The organism is Clostridium sp. AT4 (assembly GCF_001517625.2).
Lineage (GTDB): Bacteria > Bacillota > Clostridia > Lachnospirales > Lachnospiraceae > Enterocloster.
In genome coordinates this window covers 1509402-1528228 of record NZ_LN999828.1, presented here as the reverse complement: position 1 = coordinate 1528228, position 18827 = coordinate 1509402, and the positions used below count along the sequence as shown (strand labels likewise).

At 48.2% G+C, this 18827-nt stretch carries 11 protein-coding genes; 6 read left to right on the top strand and 5 right to left on the bottom strand.

The features are described 5' to 3' along the window. Positions 1-27: 27 nt before the first annotated feature. The 5 genes from BN3656_RS13390 to BN3656_RS13365 all read right to left on the bottom strand — a co-directional run bounded on the left by BN3656_RS13390 (position 28) and on the right by BN3656_RS13365 (position 6299). Entirely contained in the window at positions 28-1515 is a 1488-nt protein-coding gene (locus BN3656_RS13390; protein WP_066549045.1) for a DUF3604 domain-containing protein, read from the bottom strand. Then, positions 1512-3356 carry a sensor histidine kinase gene (locus tag BN3656_RS13385; protein ID WP_066549043.1) on the bottom strand — a complete coding sequence of 615 codons (1845 nt, stop codon included), beginning with the start codon at positions 3354-3356 and terminating at the stop codon, positions 1512-1514. The genes BN3656_RS13390 and BN3656_RS13385 overlap by 4 nt, the downstream gene beginning before the upstream one ends. Then, on the bottom strand, positions 3356-4957 hold the full coding sequence (locus tag BN3656_RS13380) for a response regulator (protein WP_066549042.1): 1602 nt from the start codon (positions 4955-4957) through the stop codon (positions 3356-3358). Before BN3656_RS13380 ends, BN3656_RS13385 begins: the two co-directional genes overlap by 1 nt. Positions 4958-5166: 209 nt before the next feature. Then, positions 5167-5403 carry a polya polymerase gene (locus BN3656_RS13370; protein WP_066549039.1) on the bottom strand — a complete coding sequence of 79 codons (237 nt, stop codon included), beginning with the start codon at positions 5401-5403 and terminating at the stop codon, positions 5167-5169. Positions 5404-5435: 32 nt separating this feature from the next. Beyond that, positions 5436-6299 carry a PHP domain-containing protein gene (locus BN3656_RS13365; protein ID WP_066549037.1) on the bottom strand — a complete coding sequence of 288 codons (864 nt, stop codon included), beginning with the start codon at positions 6297-6299 and terminating at the stop codon, positions 5436-5438. Positions 6300-6395: 96 nt separating this feature from the next. On the opposite strand from BN3656_RS13365, the gene BN3656_RS13360 reads away from it, so the two are divergent. From BN3656_RS13360 to BN3656_RS13335, 6 genes are all read left to right on the top strand, one after another. Next, entirely contained in the window at positions 6396-7511 is a 1116-nt protein-coding gene (locus BN3656_RS13360) for an AAA family ATPase (RefSeq protein ID WP_066550873.1), read from the top strand. Further along, a complete protein-coding gene (locus tag BN3656_RS13355; protein ID WP_207653717.1) occupies positions 7472-9838 on the top strand; it encodes a DUF5682 family protein in 2367 nt (788 codons plus the stop codon). Before BN3656_RS13360 ends, BN3656_RS13355 begins: the two co-directional genes overlap by 40 nt. Then, on the top strand, positions 9828-10955 hold the full coding sequence (locus tag BN3656_RS13350; protein WP_066549032.1) for a VWA domain-containing protein: 1128 nt from the start codon (positions 9828-9830) through the stop codon (positions 10953-10955). Before BN3656_RS13355 ends, BN3656_RS13350 begins: the two co-directional genes overlap by 11 nt. Next, positions 10952-13021, top strand: a complete 2070-nt coding sequence (locus BN3656_RS13345) for an SWIM zinc finger family protein (protein ID WP_066549030.1) — start codon at positions 10952-10954, stop codon at positions 13019-13021. The genes BN3656_RS13350 and BN3656_RS13345 overlap by 4 nt, the downstream gene beginning before the upstream one ends. A 43-nt stretch (positions 13022-13064) precedes the next feature. Beyond that, positions 13065-16613: a DUF4132 domain-containing protein gene (locus BN3656_RS13340; RefSeq protein ID WP_066549028.1), complete on the top strand. Its 3549-nt coding sequence runs from the start codon at positions 13065-13067 to the stop codon at positions 16611-16613. A 170-nt stretch (positions 16614-16783) separates the two neighbouring features. Then, entirely contained in the window at positions 16784-18604 is a 1821-nt protein-coding gene (locus BN3656_RS13335; protein WP_066549027.1) for a VanW family protein, read from the top strand. The last annotated feature ends 223 nt before the right edge of the window (positions 18605-18827 follow it).

Here is an 18827-nt window from a genome sequence, read left to right as displayed (position 1 = left end):
CTTCGGCGGCATTTTTTGTGCAGACAATTATTCGAAAAATATGGGGCTTACAAATGCCCACTGCTGATTGGTTTGAGCCACTTCCGTATGATAGAATGCAGGTTCCTCCCATTCGTCAGTAAAAGAGTTTTCCGCAGTATACTGGGAGCAGGAAACGGCAGTATGAACTTTGTATGCCTGTGAATGATATGGCTTCATATGTTCACTGTATCCATATCTGCATAATTCACCGATTGATGTCCGGCGGCAGTGGCCGTTAACTTCGATTTCTACCACAGTATCTCTGCTGCCCTGTATTTCGGCGATTACAGCGCATGTCTGGGGCTGAACGGGAGATGGATTTTTGACTGTAAAGCACTGCCAGGAAACAGAATCATCGCTGATGGACAGGATACGATTATCAATTTCATTTATATTATCCTGGGATACGTCCTGGGAAGCACTGGGAGCCAGAACGCTTCTGCCGCGGAAACAGGGCTCTGCTTCTAAAATTTGTCCGTCGGATACTCTGATCCTTCCCTTCCATGGGAAAAGTTCCTGCTCATTATTTCCCCATCCCATTTCAATCCGAATTTTATAACGGTTATCTTCTGATTTTGGCATCATGGTTAAACCTTCTGCAATATGAATGGGATTTAGATTACGGTAAATGACAATTTTATCTATATTAGCACAGCCTTCTACCCGATAGGAAATTTGATGACGGGGTGAGGTCAGTGGAACAATACTGCCCATCAGATGTCCGTCCACTGAAAAATCGCATTTAATCCGGTCACCTGTTACTGCATAGGTTCTTCTGTTTTTCAGTCCATCCCAGATTGCAGATCTGGTCTTTGATTCTGCCAGAACAGCCAATTTTCCATCGCCATAAGATCCGGGATAGCCGGCGTGATGATCGGTAGAACCTACAAAACCAAAATGAAATCCTCTCTTCAAACCCTCGTATACGGTGCAGCGGCTGTCTCGGGGGCCCATATTGTGATAATACGGATAGGGGGCTGTTTCACTCATACCGCAGCCATGTTTGGAACAAACTTCGATTAAAGGCGTTACTGCAGGATCGTAAAGATCCCAGTTGATTCCGCGATAGCCGGGCGTATAACCAATATGATGTGCAACCGTAATACCGTCACAGCCGCTGTCATGCAGCAGCTGCGCAGGAGAGTCACGGTAAATCAGAGGAAGGCTGTCGTCAGGAGTGACAATATGATGGTCCCCGTACAGAGAGGAATGCATTTCATAAGCCTGAAAGGTGATAAAGTCCTCTGTATTAGCCTCTGCGATGGTGTGCCGTACTTCTTCCCAGTGGTCATACAATTTTTGGAAGCCTCTGCGGTGAAAGTCCACCACAAAAGCGGTTTCTTCATTTCGCTCCGGTATATCCGGCCACATGGCATGTCCGGTGACAGCGCAGAAATCAAGATGGCTTTTCGCACGGTCTAAGGCGTGTTTTAGAGAACCGTAGCCATAAGTGATGCCGCAGTGGTTGTGAAGGTCTCCCCAATATCTGTTCATAGTGTTTTTATCTCCTTTTGATTATTTTTGGCAATTTTATAAGGAATGGTAATGCGGACGACATTCCTGAAATAAGGAATGGTTTCAAAGTGAATTTGAGCAGTTCCGTAGCAGGCTTTTAAGCGGGCGTAGACGTTATTCAGGCCTACATGCTTAGAACAGGGCTGACGCCCATCTCGAGACAGGGCTTCATTTGCCCGTGAAATATCAATACCATGACCGTTATCGATCACCTCAATTGTGAGGATTCCGTTATTTTCAAAAACATTTACAGAAATTTCCGGCATGGGAACCGGAATACAGCCAGATTCATCCAGACTGAATCCGTGCCGTATGGAATTTTCGGCCAGAGGCTGCAGAATGGATTTTAAGATCAGACAGTCTGTAAGCTCTGGAGGAATGGTACTGATCAATTCAATTTTCTGACTGAAACGATAATTCATAATATCTATATATGATTTGACATGGAGCAGTTCTCTGGATAAAGGAATCAGTTCATTTCCGTAATTCAGTCCGATGCGCATAAAATCTCCCAGGCTTGTAATCATGGCAGAGGCTGTTTGTTTTCGGTCGCTCAGGATTTCCATGTTGATGCATTCCAGAGTATTATACAGAAAATGGGGGCTGATCTGGGCAGATAAAAGCTGTATTTCTGCCTGATATTTATCTCTTTCATTTTCGCGTATCTGCTGTATCTGTTCTTGTATCGTTTTGTACATGGAATTGATAGCCATATTCAACTGGCCTATTTCATCCTTATATTTCATCTGGTCAGGAGTATCATAGGTGTTATTTTCTATTCTGTGTACGTTTTGGATCAGCCGGGCCAGAGGCCGGGTGAGAAAACGGGAAAGAATCAGAGAAAGAAAAGCGGTCAGCATCAATCCTGCTAATGATATAAGGAGGAGAAAGGTGCTCATGCGGGCAAGTCTGGTGTGAAGCGATGTTTTTGGCACGATGCTGACAAGGTTAAGACCGCAGAAATCTAACGGAATGGAATAAAGGCTGTACTGGTTTTCATCCAGAACCTGTTTGAAACCTTCTGATTTTGTACAGGAACGGAGACTGTTTTGTACACATTCATCAGAAACCGTCTCATACCAGGAGGAATTCGGAGAAAGACTTAAAGGAGTTCCGAAAGCATCAGCTATGTAAAGGGTACGTTCTGAGTGGGAGGATGCAGCTAAAGCCAAACGTTCTTCTATTTTTTTGGAATCAAGCAAAAGGACAATGTAAATATCCGTATTCTCTGGATTTCGGCAGATATGGAGATAGTGCGTAGAGGGAACCAGAGAAATGGGAAGAACTACAGGGATGATCTGATTGTTTTTTATAAAAGGGCTGGAACGGATGGGGAGCCAGGTAATATCATTTATGGAAAAAAAGTTCCAGTTAAAAGCGTCCCATGGAGTATATCCCTTTTTTAAGGTGTTGGTATACAGGGAATAATATTCTCCGTTTTTGCCAAGGATAGCCAGACTGTCCAGGATGGGGATGGAATCAGTTAAATTGCTCAGAGGTGCCTGCAAGGCTGCTTTGTGCATGACATCCTTTTCATGACGATTCATATGTACATCCCGTACTAAAGCAGAAAAATCTGCAGTAGAAGCAGTATCGATCACATTTTTTAAAAGAAGATTATAAGAGTCCGTCAGTGACTGAGCTCCGATATGGAGAGAATCAGCGGCCTGATTGTAGGCATCTTCCCGATACAGCTGGGAGAAATAGTGGCTGCTGAAAGAAATAAGGAAGGCAGACAGTGTGAGTGAAATGGTAATCATACATAACCATATTTTATGCGAAATATTCAGGTTGGCAATCAAAGTAAGGATTTTTTTCATCAGTGAACAGAATCTCCTCCCCGGCATTTTGTCTGATATTCAGATGGAGTCTGGCCGGTATAATTTTTAAAAGCGCGGTAAAATGAGCGGTAATCGTCATAGCCTACAGCGCAGGATATTTCGCTGATATTAGCGTCAGCGGCCATCAGCAGGTGTTTGGCCTGTTCCATTTTGCGGCTTAACAGGTAATCCCGGAAATTGATTCCTGTTTTGGATTTAAAATAAATGGTAAAATATGAAGGGCTTAAATTTACGGCCTCCGCTATAAGTTCTGCAGAAATCTTACGATTTATATTGTTTTCTATGAAGCGTTTAGCTTTTGCAATGATGCGGTCTTTTCCAAATGATTTATATTCAGAAAGAACCTTCCCATATTGAAGAAACTGGGAAAGACACCAGTCTTTAATCTGTCGGAAAAAAGAAAATTCATTGATTCGGATGTAGGGAGGTTCAAAAACCAGTTCAGGCCAGTCTTCTGTTTGCTTTTTCAGTGTATTTTGGATATCCGTTACCAGATAAATGCACATTCCTCTGATAAAGCTGGGAGACGGCATGGGAACATAAAACAGCGTTCGGATATATTCTGAATACCAGAAAACAATAGCATCTGTGTCGTTGTTCCAAATGGCATCTAAAAGAGGAGCCGGATCAATGTGATTGGCAGAGACAGATGGTGGTATGGTACAGATAACAGAAGGATCAAAGATAAGGTGTTCTGTTTCATACATCTGATAGGATAGGGCTGTGACAGCCATAGCATAGGAGTGCCCTGCCTGGAGCAGGGATTTTTCCGGTGTTCCGATACCGATGGTCAGACGCATACCATGCTCTGAGGTCCAGATTTCTATAATTTTATGCGCAAGAACATGAATTGCCGACAAATTTTCTGAAAGTGCTGGGAAAATAAGCGCTGTTAGCTGGAAGGTTTCGTTATCCCATACTTGAGCATAAAAGCCGGTCATATGGCGTTCAATTGTATGCTTCAGAGCAATAAGGGACTGAGGATCAATGGGAGATCCTGTTCCCAGAGAAAAGATAAGAACCTGACAGAAGCCGGAAGGAAAAGAGAGACCGGATTCTTTTACAGCTGTTTCCAGATCATGTTCATAATGGAATTCATTATGGATCAGTTGATTTAAAAACAACTTTCTGGATAGAGCGGTCATGGTCTCTTCGCTGGGTGCGGCAGAAGAGGAAGAAAGACCACGCTTTTGACGGATTTCATCCAATAGTATCTTAAGCTCTTCTTTTAATTCTTCATTTTTAAAAGGTTTTAAAAGATAGGATTTGGCACCATAGCGGATTGCTGATTGGGCGTAAGTAAAGTCATCAAATCCGCTGAGAATGACAAAGTCAATGTGAAAGCGGGCTTCTTTACATTTTTTCATCAGGTTCAGCCCATCACAGAGAGGCATACGTATATCCGTGATTATAATATCCGGCATATAGGTCTGGATTAGATTCCAAGCTTCCAGCCCGTTTCTGGCAGTTCCAAGAACGCGTATATTCAGATTCATGGATTCCACAGCAGATCGGAGTCCGTTGCGGATTGAAGCTTCATCATCAGCGATGATAACAGAAACAGGGAAATTGGCAGTCATGAAAATGGCTCCTTTCAATCGATTCAAATATCTTTCAATTCTAAAAAATTATACCATAGGCTATATGGGGATTCAATGGAGTTGGACGAATGTGATAAGAAGTGTGATATATTTATTGGAATATGACAACAATATATATAAAAACAGGGCCGGAAATCATGCCGTAAGAGCATGGCTTCTGAACCCTGAAATATGTGGATTAAATATTTTTATTCCCCCTGATACATAAACCGTATCAGCCGTTCAATATCCTCCTTCTCATGGGCCATCAGATCCAGTTCCCGGATATAGCCGTTTGCGAAGATAGAGGCAATGGACACATACTGGGCCAGCTTGGACTTTAAATTGATACGGTCGCCGTCAGGGGATACCAGCTCTACCGTTCCTTTACATTCATCAATCACCTTAAAAAATTTGTCTACATCTGTGACATTCTGGATTTTCATATTCAACATCCTCCTTTTATTTGTTGACAGATTCAGGTTTCCTTTTGGGATTTGGGGCAGACACAGCGCCGGATATCCTCTAAAAGAAGCTCTGATACCCTCAGTCCGCCCCGGCCTGTGCCGATTGAAATATCCGGCTTGCATGAGCCGTGGAAATCAGAGCCTCCTGTAGGAAGAAGCTTAAGGCCGGCAGCCATTTTCTGTAGCTTGCGGCTTTCCAGAGGGTAATTAGAAGAATGGTAGACCTCTAATCCCTGCATTCCGGCCTCAGCCAGCCGGGTAATGAGGGCTTTCGTCTGTTTGTCTCCGAGCTTGTATAAAAAGGGATGGGCCAAAGCTGCAAAAGCCCCGTTTTTAAGCAGGATTTTTACAATGGATTCCGGCTCGGTCTCCTCCTTGGGCGGGCAGTAGCGGCCACCGTATTCCAGATATTTTTTAAAGGCCTGATTCGCAGAAGAACAGAACCCCTTCTGAACCATGGCACGGGCCACATGGGCTCTTGTGATAACGGTCTGGGGATTGGAACCGAACAGCTCTTCATCTGTAAATGAGATTCCGTCTGCTGCCAGACGGCGGAACATCTCCTCATTGCGCCGGTTCCGGCGGCTTCTCATGTCTTTGAGAAATGCTTTAAGCTCCGGATCGTCCGGATTGATAAAAAGTCCTAAAATATGGATTTCATGGCCTTCGTAATTACCGGATACTTCAATGCCGGGGATAACCTCTACTCCCAGCTCTTTTCCGGCATCAACGGCATCGACAATCCCGGCAGTTGTATCATGGTCGGTAAGGGCGATGGCGCAAAGACCGGCCTCCTTTGCCAGATGCACAAGCTGGGCCGGAGTGAAGCTGCCGTCTGATGCATCAGAGTGTGTATGCAGATCAACAAAACCCATGGATATTCACTTCCTTTTTTTGTATATATAGTAGCACAGCAGACGGAATTTTGCTATACTGATATATATTTTCCTGATATAAAGGAGGACATACAGATGACGGAGCAGCAGTGGATTAAACCGCCGGTGGAAATCCGGTATGTAGAGGAACTAAAGGCATTAAAAGAAAATGATACAGGCCCCAGACCCCTAAACTGGCAGCTTTCACCAAAGGCTGTGCGCACCTTTATTCTGGGAAGTTCAAAGGAGATTCCCTATTCGGGCGGCGCGTGCCGGATCCGGAAGAAATATTTTGGAAATGATGCCCTGGTGGAGCGCAGCATCGTTACGCTGGCGGGAAACAGGGGGCTGATGCTGGTGGGAGAGCCGGGAACGGCCAAAACCATGCTGTCGGAGCTTCTCTCTGCGGCTATCAGCGGCGTCAGCACCAATACGATCCAGGGAACAGCCGGAACCACAGAAGATATGATCAAGTATTCATGGAATTATGCGCTGCTGCTGGCAAAGGGGCCGGTGCGCGAGGCTCTGGTGCCGTCGCCTTTGTATACGGGCATGGAAAAGGGAATCCTTACCCGCTTTGAGGAGATCACCCGTACTCCGGCAGAGATTCAGGACAGCCTGATCAGCGTTTTGAGCGATAAGCTTTTAAATATTCCGGAGCTGGGCGATGAGGGTTTTCTCTTTGCCGCTCCCGGATTTAATGTAATCGGAACGGCCAATACACGGGATAAGGGCGTAAATGAGATGAGCAGCGCCTTAAAACGCCGTTTTAACTTTGAAACGGTTCAGCCGGTGCGTGAGGTTTCCATGGAAAAGCAGATCATTCTAAATGAGGTGGAAAGCCTGGCAAAAGAAAGCCATATGGAAATGGAGCTGGATGAGAGTGCGGCAGAGCTGCTGGCTTCTACCTACCATGAACTGCGGGAGGGAGTATCTTCCCTGGGACACCGGATTGACCGGCCGGGAGCGGTTATGAGTACGGCAGAGGCTGTATCTGTGTACTATCAGACCATGATTTCAGGTTATTACTATGGAAATAAAACCATGGATATTGACTGCCTGGTACAAAATCTTACCGGAGCAATTTCAAAGGAAAACAGGGATGATCTGGAAAAGGTAAAGGCCTATTTCGGAACAGTGATCCGTGACAAGAGCAGCAGAGAGGGCGGAATATGGAGCAGATACTACGACGCAAGGAAATGGCTGAAATAATCCTTCTTCCCGTGCGCCATCACAGCCCGGCCTGCGCCTGGCATATTGTGCGGATGATAGAAAAATTAAAGCCTGATGCGGTTCTGATCGAAGGGCCTGAAAACGCAGGCTCCCTGATCTCGGCCATGATCCATGAGGAGACCAAGGCGCCCTTTGCCGTATATTATTCCTATCAGGATCAGGCAGGAGAGATTGGCGGCGGTGAAGAATACTATAAGTGTTATTATCCCTTTCTGGATTATTCGCCGGAGCTGGCAGCCCTGAGGACGTGCAGAGATCTGGGAATCCCAGGTAATTTTATGGATCTGCCTTACAGGGAGATTCTGGCTGCCTGTGAAAAGAGCCGCAGCGAAGGCCTTACAGGGGACCGGCTGCTGTCGGACGGCCGTTTTTTTCAGAAGCTCTGCCAGAAAACCGGTCTGCGCTCCTTTGATGAATTTTGGGAGAAGTACTTTGAAATCCAGGGCCTGTGCATGGAGAGCGAAACCTGGTTTGAAATGCTTCTTGGCTACTGCCGGATGATCCGGGAGGATACCCCGTCGGAGCAGATCTGTTCAGAGGGCTGCGAGGCCAGAGAGCAGTTTATGGCAGGAAGGCTTAAGAAAAAGGCGGCCGAGGTGGGAGAAGAAGGGCTGGTGCTTGGAATCACAGGCGGATTTCATACTCCGGCGCTGGCAGAGTATCTCAGGGAACAGACAAAGCTTAAAGAATGGAAGGAACAGGCAAAAAAGGGGGAGGAGGGCATTTTCCTGATGCCCTATTCCATGGAGGAGACAGACGCCTGGGGCGGTTATGCCAGCGGTATGCCTTTTCCCGGCTTTTACCAGAGAATATGGGAAAAACTGGAAGAAAATAAAGAGAAGGAACAGCCGCAGAAGGGAGTGTATGAAGGAGCAGTCCTTGATTTCCTGATTGAGACCGGAAGGGACGGGAGAAAAAAGGACGGCGTTCCCACCACCTATGATGAGATCTGTGCTCTGGATCAGGCAAGAGGGCTTGCATCCCTTCGGGATAAGAGAGAGCCCGGAGCCTGGGAATTAAAGGATGCGGTGCTTTCCTCCTTTATTAAGGGTGAGTGCTCCTTATCATCGGATAAGCCACTTCGGATTCTCAAAAAGCATATGACAGGAACCCGGTTGGGAAAGCTCTGCAAGCAGGCTGAGGTACCGCCTCTGATTCAGGATTTTGAAAGGCAGTGCGCCAGGTTCGGCATCCGAAGCCGGTCTGCTATGGAGATCAAGCGGGTACTCACCCCATTTTCCAACGAAAAACACAGGGAAGAGAGCAAATTTTTAAACAGGATGGTATTTCTTCAGACAGAGTTTGCCAGAAAGACAAAGGGACCGGATCTGCGTCTGGGAAGAGACCGGAATATGATGCGGGAAACCTGGATCTGCCGCTTCAGACCCTCCGTAGCAGCAGCCCTTATGGACGTATCGGTCCGGGGGGCAGTGATTGAGGAGGCAGTGACAAGCCTTGTAAGAGAGGAACTTAAGACGGAAAGTGATGCCGGGAAAGCCGCCCTTTTGCTTACCTCTGTGTTTGAAATGGGACTGGATCAGGAGATGGAGCCTGTTTATGAAGCGGTCAGCCGGATCATTCTGGAGGATACCCGGTTTTTTGCAGTGGCAGAGGCATTGTCACGCCTGCGGATGCTGAAAGAGCTTCAGGGGCTTTACCGGGTAAATCTTCCTTTTGAATGGCTGATCGCAGGCTGTTATGAAAAGCTGGTGATCCTTCTTCCCTCCATGGCCCGGATTAAGGATGAGGATCTGGAAAGCGCCATGAAGGCCATGAAGCTTCTCTATCAGACCGGAGGGCAGACAGGCTGCAGCAGGGAGGCGTATTTTGAGGCTTTAGAGCGGATGCGGGAGGATGGAAAGCTCCATCCGGGCCTGGAGGGATGTATTCACGGGATCCTGTTTGGCTGCGGCAGGGAAGAGGCGTATGAAGCGGAGGCTGCGGGCCGGGGATACATTACCGGAACCAGAGAGCAGCTTCTTAAAACGGCTGTTTTTCTCAGAGGCCTTTTTTTCACAGCTAGAGATCTCATTTTTATGGGGCAGGGCATGATTCCCATGCTGGATGCGTTTTTCTCCCAGGTGGAGGATGGGGAATTTTTAGAACTTCTGCCCCAGCTTCGTCTGGCCTTTGGCGCATTTACTCCGGGAGAGTTAAAGAGGGTTGGAAATCTGGCGGCCGGGCTTCACCGGGAAAAAAGTCTGGAAAAAGAAACGTCGCCAGTGTTTCCGGGTGTGTTTGCCTATGGGAAAGAACTGGAAAACTTTGTAAAACTATCCATGGAGGGAGAGCCGGATGAGAGATGAAAAAGAGATACTGAACCGCTGGCGTCTGGCTCTGGGCCGGTATGCCGAAGGACCCGTGTATTTTTCAGAGGGCAGTCTGCCCTATGGTGAAATGGATCAGGTGCTGGAGTTCCTTTATTCCAGAGAGTATGGGGAAGAACAGGAGATCCGAAAGGACCGCGGGGGAAGCGGCGATCCCTCCAGCCTTACCGTACCCTCCTGGATTGAGAAACTGCGCCGCCTGTTTCCCAAGTCAACCGCAGAGATCATGGAGCGCCATGCTCTGGAAAAGTACAATATGACGGAGCTTTTAACGGATCCTGAGGTATTAAAGCGCATGGAGCCCAACAGGGAGCTGTTAAAAATGGTGCTGGAACTGAAATCCATGATGAAGGGGCCGGTTCTTGAAATGGCCCGTGAGGTGGTAAAAAAGGTCGCAGAAGAGCTTACAAAGGAGCTGGAGCAGGAGATACGGCCTGCGCTTATAGGCCGCATGGACCGTTTTTCGGGCAGTCCGGTGCGCTCTATGCGGAATCTGGATATAAAGAAGACCATTCGGATGAATTTAAAGCATTATGATGTGGAAAAGAGGCAGCTTCTGCTGGATCAGGTCTATTTTTACGGCAGGCTGAAACGCCACAGCCCATGGAATGTAATCATCTGTGTTGATGAAAGCGGCTCCATGATGGACAGCGTGATCCACAGTGCCGTGATGGCGGGGATTTTTGCCAGGCTTCCGGTGATGGATGTGAAGCTGGTTATTTTTGATACCAGTGTGGTGGATTTAAGCGGATATGTGGAAGACCCGGTCGAAACGCTTATGAGTATCCAGCTGGGCGGCGGCACGGACATCGGAGGAGCTTTAAGGTATTGTGAAACCCTGATCGAAGCTCCGGCCAGAACCATTGTGGTGCTGGTATCCGATCTTTATGAGGGTGTAAGCCAGGCAAATATGTACGGCGCTGTGAAGGATATTGTGGAAAGCGGGGCCAGACTGGTAGCTCTTACAGCTCTGGATCGTCAGGCAGATCCGGTATATGACAGAAATGCAGCAGAAAAGATGGCGCGGCTGGGGGCTCATGTAGGGGCTATGACTCCGGAGCAGCTGGCAGAATGGATGGGGAAAATCATAGCATGACAGATTGGAAAACCATACTGGCCGGTGCGGATGACGAATATCTGGCCGGTCTCAGCAATAAGGGTACGGTAAAGCGGGCCCATAAGGACAGAGAAACTACTCCCTGTGAGATTTTGGATACAGGGGATCGGGGCATAAATGTAAAGCTTGGAGAGGAAGAGCTTCTGATCGCTCCGGTGCTGGCGGAAAGCCGGTGCAGCTGTCCGTCCAGATCCATATGCAGGCATATTGTGCAGGCTATTTTGGTTCTTAAGGATATGTATGAAGCGGGAGAAGGCGGGATAAAAGAGGAGAAGAAAGAAAAATCCGAAGCTCTGCCCTCAGAGGAGCTTTGGCAGGCCGTTCTGGAGATTGGGAACCAGAAGATCATACGGGCATTAGGGATGAAGAAGCTTGGGGAGGTACTGGGGCAGATCCGGGCGGGGAAAAGGGCAGATATCGCTCGTTCCAGCACGGTTTTGGTGGAGCTTCCGGATTCAGAGTTGCAGGTAAAATTTCTGCTTCCGCTGGAATATTCCTCCTGTACCTGCAAAAAGAAGGAATTTTGCGCTCACAGGGCTGCTGCGGCTTTGTGGTGCCGTATGGAGGCGGGAACTCTGCGTTTGGAGGAATTTGAAAAGGAAGAGGAAGAACCGAAAGCGGATCTGAACCGGATACGGGAAAAGGCCGGTGAGATGAAGGCTGCATTAGAGGATATATTAGCTTCCGGCCTTTCGCGCACTGCCAGTCAGAGTGCCGATACCTTAGAACGGCTGGCAGTGATCAGCCACAATGAAGGACTGGCCTCCTTTGAAGATGCGTTCCGGAGCCTTCAAAATGGATATGAAGCGTATTTTAGCCGTTCATCCTCTGTAAATGCCGCAGGGCTGATGGATGAAAGCGCCCGCCTTTATGAACAGATCTGCCGTTTGAGCCGGGTGAAAACAGACGGGGAGCTTAGGAACCTGGGAGGAGTCTTTCACATGGACTATGAACCGGCAGGAGATATGGAACTGATCGGCATTACGGCGGAGGCCTTTCAGAGCAGAAACGGTTATCAGGGAGAAACGGTATATTTTCTGGAAAAGAATACAAAGAAATGGTATACATATACCAGCGCCCGTCCGGTGTACTATGACAGCCGGGGAAGACGGGGGCGGATGGAAAAGGCAGCCGCTCCCTGGGGATTAAATGTATCCTTAGAGGAACTGGCCGGAACAGAGGTCTGCTTAAAACAGGCAAAAGCCGGAAAAACAGGCCGTCTATCATCCAGTCAGGATACAAAAGGCATGATAACAGGAAAACACAGCTTCTGCCCGGAGGACGCGGGAAAATGGCTTTATAAAGACTTTGGAGCGCTTTTTAAAGAACAGTATTTTTTGAAAAACAGCTGGTTGAAACGGGAGGAGGAGACGCTACGGATCGTGTGCGTTCAGGCTGCAGCCTGGGATGCGGCCCGTTTTTCTCAGGCAGAGCAGAAATTTTCCATGGCTGTTTTTGATTCCAATGGGAAAGAACTTTTGACAGAGATGGCATACAGCAGGCGGGAGGACGCGAATATCCGCTATCTGGAGCGGATTGCAGATCAGGTGGAAAAGGGAGAAATTCCCATTCCTGCCATTGCAGGCAAGCTGTACTTAAAAGATGGGAAAATGATCCTTCATCCTCTGGAGATTTTTCAGTGGGGGCAGGAAGCCAGCAAACGGGAAGCGTTTGCAGATGAATGGGTTTCAGATTCACCGCAGGAACGGGAACGGGTACTTAAAATCAATGCCATGGAGCAGATGTACCGCCTTCTGGAAGAGGTCAGCCAGCAGATCGAGGATCTGTACCAGAGCGGGTTTGACGCCGTTCATGACAGCACCCTTGGGATGCTTCGGCAATGGGCGGAACGTGCAGGAGAGAGCGGGCTTGCCTTTCTTGGCATACAGCTTGGGAAGCTGTGCCGGGAGATTGAAGGCTGCCGTCACAGCCTGCATCCCGTTCATGGGGCAGAACTGGAAATTTATGTAAATATAGCGGAATACCTGTGGCTGGCCAGACGAAAGACGGAGTTTGATCTGGCAGAAGCCTACTATACACAGTGATAGACGATACAGCAAAAATCCGGTAAAAAGGAGGAGAAGGCGTATGATACAGCCAAAGAGAACATATGGGGATAAAATAATGGAAACTCTGGAGAAAATCGGTCTGTCTGAACAGGAACGGGAGAAGATTTTTTCCTATGTATCAGGCGAACGGGGAGAGGAAGCCTTACAGGGTTTAACGGCAAGGGACTTTTACCAGCTTGCCGAGACGCAGCTGGAGGCTGCGGCAGCGCTGTTTAGCCATTTCTGCGACCGGCATCCAGAGGAAGCAAAAAAAATGCTCCGGGTGCTTTTTGCACTGGGACAGTCAACCTGCGGCGCGCTGGAACGGGGGAATTATGCATGGCGTTACAGCTTTATGAGAGAGGGGAAGGACTTCTGGGGACTGAAGCCGGAAGAGTGGCTTTCGGTTGTGGCAGAGATCGCGGGCAGAAACAATGATACACGTTTCAGCTATCTGATGGATCAGATGATAAAACAGACTAAGACTCCGGAATACCTGCTGTCAGCCATGAAGTATTGCATCGGGGATATGGCTAATGGCAGGCTGATCCTTCTTTCCCTCTATTTTCTCCGGAAATACCCGGATAAAAAGCTGGAAGAACCCAAAGAGGGGGCTGCGGGTGCAAAGGGTATTTTGAACCGGCTTGTTTCAGCGTTTGGAAATGGAAACGGGCTTTCCGGTGAAGACGCGGAGCTTATGAGGCAATATGAAACGATTGTATGCAACACCATTGAAGACGCGCTGCCGTCCTCTGTTTCCAAGGCGAGCCGGTTTCAGATCGCCCGTGCGCTAAAGGAAGGATCCATGACGGATGAGATCCGTTCTCTGGCAGGTCCTCTGGCCCAGAATAATCTTATTACATGGCTCATATGCGGAACCGCTTTTATGAATATGGCCCTGTCCCCCTGTCTGATGCGCACAGTGGATCTGTATCTGGCTTCTGATATGAACTGCTGCCTTCCTATTATGGAGCAGCTGGATTTCCGCAGGGATCTTCACGAACGGGGAGGAAGCTTTGATGAGCTGTTCCATCTGGACAGCAAGTCCTACATTTCCTGGGCAGCCATCAGAAAGCAGGGGAAGATTCTTTGCAGCCAGCTTAAAAAGAATAAGGAGCTGTATCTGGAATGCCTAAAGGAGGAAGATCTGGAGCAGATGAATTACATGATGAATGTGGTTCGCAGCGCAGATCCTAAGCTTTATAAAACCCTTCAGTCCTCTGCCGGCATGCGCAGAAGAGATGCGGTTATAAAGGTACTGACAGAGGAAAAAGGCCCGGAAACCCAGACGTTAATTGATTACCTGTATGGACGGGTTCCTTTCAGCGCTCTGTATCCATATGAGGAACAGATGGCAAAAAACAGTCATTTTTACAGGGGCTATAGACTGCGTAATCTGCTGGACGGCTTTCCTGCTAAGGATGAGGACCGGGAATTTTTTAACCGTTGCCAGGCCTGTACCTTTCTTCGGCAGGAGGGGTACTTTATGTCCTCGGGAAAAAATCCGTTCTACCAGCCGAAGGAAGAAGCCTTTGCAGGATTTTTTAAAGACATGGAAGAAGCGGGAATGGATGAGGCGCATCTGTTAAAGACCTTTATCCTGAATGTAAAATCCTTATACCTTGATTCGGATAAGGAACGCTGCTTTGAGCTGGCAGCCAGAAGAGTATTTCTGTATAAGCTCAGAGCCAATCCGGAAGCAGTGATGGAAGTATTTCGTGAGTCTGAGGCAGAAGGCCGCCGTCTGGGGCTTATGACCATGGCTCTGATGGCAAAAGAGTACAAAAAAGAAATTCTTTCCTATGCAAAGGATACGGCTAAATCCGTCCGGGAGGAGCTTTTAAAAATTTTAGAGGAGCAGAAGGACTGGAAGGATGATATACTTGTTCTTTTAAGCGATAAAAAGGCAGGCCCCAGGGAAGCTGCGGTATATGTTTTGGCTGCATGGAATGACGTTTCCGACCGCCCGGCTCTTGAGGCAGCTCTTGAAAAGGAAAAAAATGCCAAGGTGCGCCGGCTTTTAACCCAGGTGCTGGGGGTAAAGGAGGAAGAAAATGAAAGCCCCTCCGGCGTTTTAAAGAGGGAGGATCTGGTAAAAGCCCTTCATAAAGGAGGAAAGAGCCGCACGCTGTCCTGGGCCTTTCAGACTCCTTTCCCGGCGGTTCATTTTGAAAACGGGGAGGAGGCGTCCGTTGAATACCTTCAGGCCATTCTCCTGTGCTATGCCGGAGCAGGAACCAGTCCGGGCGTAAATAAGGACGCTGAATTTCTGGCCGGAGACCTTAAGAAAGAGGAGTTTTCTCTTTATGTAAATGAACTTTTTGACCGTTTTATGGAGCAGGGCGCAGAAGCAAAGAAGAAATGGGTTCTTTATGCAGCGTCCATCCACGGAGGCGATCTGATGGTTAAAAAGCTGTACCGTCAGATCCAGGAATGGCCGGCAAATGCCAGAGGCGCCATGGCCTGTGAGGCGGTCAACGCACTGGCCTTAAGCCCTGTTTCAGAGGCGCTTTTAAAGGTAGACGGCATTGCGTCAAAATTCAAGTTCCGTCAGGTGAAGGCTGCGGCTGCCAAAGCGCTGGAATTTGCCGCCGGACAGCTTGGGATTACTAGAGAGGAGCTTTCAGACCGGATTGTGCCGGATCTCGGTTTTAATGAGCGGATGGAGCGTGTTTTTGACTATGGAGCAAGATCCTTTACCGTGTCCATTACCCCGGAGCTTGAAATTCAGGTTCGGGACCAGGAGGGCAGAAAGCTTAAAAATATGCCTGCTCCGGGCAAGCGGGATGAGGAAGATAAGGCGGCAAGGGCTTACGAGGAGTTTAAGGCTATGAAAAAGCAGTTAAAAACCGTGGCTGCCAGCCAGAAGCAGAGGCTGGAGCTGGCCCTGTCATCCGGACGTATGTGGAAGAAGGAGGACTGGGTGGAGCTGTTTACGAAAAAGCCGGTGATGCACCCCTTTGCCATTGGCCTGATCTGGGGTATATATAAGGAAGAAACACTTACAGGCAGCTTCCGGTATATGGAGGACGGCTCCTTTAATACGGTGGATGAAGAGGAGCTGGAGCTGCCTGAGGATGCAGTAATCGGCCTGATCCATCCCATTGAGCTTTCAAAGGAAGAGAGGGACGCATGGAAGGAGCAGCTGGAGGATTATGAAATCATTCAGCCTGTGGAACAGCTGGACCGCACTGCGTACCTCATTTCCGAAGAAGAAGTGGGGCAGAAGGCAGTGGAGCGCTTTGAAGGAGTAATCCTTAACGATCTGTCTCTCATCGGAAAAATGCAGTCTCTTGGCTGGTATACGGGTTCTGTTCAGGATGCGGGCTGTTTTTATACCTTTTACCGGGAAGACGGGAAGCTGGGAGCGGAGCTTCATTTTTCAGGAACCTATATCGGAGGACAGAACGAGGAGGTAACAATAGAAGACGTCCGTTTCTATCCGGCCGGAACCATAGAGAGGGGAAGCTATGTCTATGATGAGGCAGATGATAAAAAGGCGCTTCTTCTGGAGCAGGTTCCGCCCAGATATTTCAGCGAGATCATTTTGCAGCTTTCAAAGGTCACAGCCTCTAAAAAAGAGCAGTGAAATACTTTGGTAATACTTCCATAATATTTCATTTATAATAAGTAACAGTAAATTCACAAATAGAAAAAATCAAAGGAAAAAAATATAAAAAGCGGTTCCATTTTAAATAAAGTATGCTATACTACAAGCTGTAATTAATGCAAAAGTATTTTGAACAAGGTGTGAGAAAAATGAATCAGTTAGAAAACAACAGCAGGAACCGCAGCGCTTCGCCGGGCAGAAGCCGGGCAAAGGGCGCAGACAGAGGACGTAGTGCTTCCGGGAGAGCATCATCCAGAGGTACCTCTTCCAGAAATACAGGACACGGCGGCTCACGCAGCAGTTCCTCTTACCGCTCCGGCCAGGCAGGAAGGATGAACGCCATGCAGAATGTAAGGCGGAACAGCCGCCGCCACAGAAGAAAGGGGCCGGATTATAAATGGATTGCCATTGGAGGCGTGATCCTGATCGTAGTGATTACCTGCATTGCTATGGCGTTAAATGGAAAGAACTCTGATGAGACGGGAGTGCAGGCAACAACAGAGGCAGTGACAGAAACCGAGATGAAAAAAGAGGTGTCCGTAGACGGCATTTCCATCACCGGCCTTTCCAAATCTCAGGCCAGAGAGGTGCTGTTAAAAGAATTTCCATGGAGCATGACCGTTTCTTATGATTCTGAAGTTTATGAGGTAAATGACCTGATGGCCGGAAAAATCGATTCTCTTTTAAATGAGATCTACAGCGGAGAGCCTCAGGAAAGCTACACGCTGGATACGGCCGGATTAGAAGAGCAGATTAAAGCGGAGGCAGCAGCCTGCGCGGCGAAGTGGGATAAGAAGGCAAAAAATGGTTCCATCGACAGCTTTAATGCAGAAACAGGGAAGTTCGTTTTCGCGGGAGAGGAGAATGGCTTTGCCATTGATCAGGAAAAGCTGATCGATGATATCACACAGGCTCTGGCTGCAAAGGACTTTGATGCCAAAATTGAGGCATCCGGCAGCACGGTGGCACCTGAGATTACGGCGGCCAGCGCAAAGGAGCAGTATAAGACCATTGGTTCCTTTACTACAAATACCACATCCAATAAAAACAGAAATACGAATGTCCGTCTGGCGGCAGAAGCTATTAACGGCACCGTTATCAAGCCGGGCCATGAGTTCTCCTTTAACGGAACTGTAGGCCAGCGTACAGAGGCTAAGGGTTATAAGGGTGCGGCTGCCTATAATAACGGTGAGGTTGTTCAGGAAATCGGCGGAGGCGTATGCCAGGTTTCAACTACTCTGTACAATGCAGTATTTAAAGCGGGCTTAAAGATCAGCTATCGCCGTTCCCATACCTTTGAGCCAAATTATGTAACTCCGGGACGAGATGCTACTGTAAGTTATGAGCAGCCTGATTTTAAATTCATCAATACCTCAAGCACAGCGATCGGCCTGCGGGCAAGCTATGCGGATCAGAAGATGACGGTATCTGTATATGGTATCCCGATTCTGGAGGACGGCATCACCTGGGATCTTGAGTCTAAAAAGGTAGAAGACCTTGGTGTGCCGGAACCGGAATATGTAGAAGATCAGACTCTGGATCCGGGAGTGGAAAAGACCACAAGCAAGGGAAGCTCCGGAAGCCGCTGGGAAACCTATAAGGTTGTCTATAAGGACGGCAAGGAGATTTCCAGAGAACTGGATCATAAAACAACGTATAAGGGCCACAAGCCGGTAGTCCACCGCAATACCAGCGGTGTGGTATTAAATCCGGAGGAAACCACCACGCAGGCAACAACGGTTACGCCGACAGTGGACGGAATGCCGGAGGGATATACCGGCCCTGCTGAGACGACCCAGTCCCAGCCTGGGTCAGGTACGGCTTCCTCTGCTCCGGCAGAAGGGCCGGGATCAGCTTCTACAGAGCCGTCTTCCGTACCTGTGGCCCCTGCTCCGTCAGAGGACGCGCCTTCCGGTTCACAGGGCGGGCCGGGAGCCGGAGCCGTGGTTGTTCCCGTAAAGCCGGAATAGCGGTTTGAATTTTTAAAAATTTTAAGAAAGAAGCAGTGCGTAAAATCCCCAAATGGAAATTTTACGGCTGCTTCTTTTTCGCTATTTCTGGCTGTCAGAGGATTTATGCATAAATTATACTGTATACATTGTATTTTTTGCAGTAATAGCAATTAAGCATTTGCAATTTGTTAAAGAATTGTTTATAATAATATACAGGTCAGTCCGCTAAAGGCTATGTGCC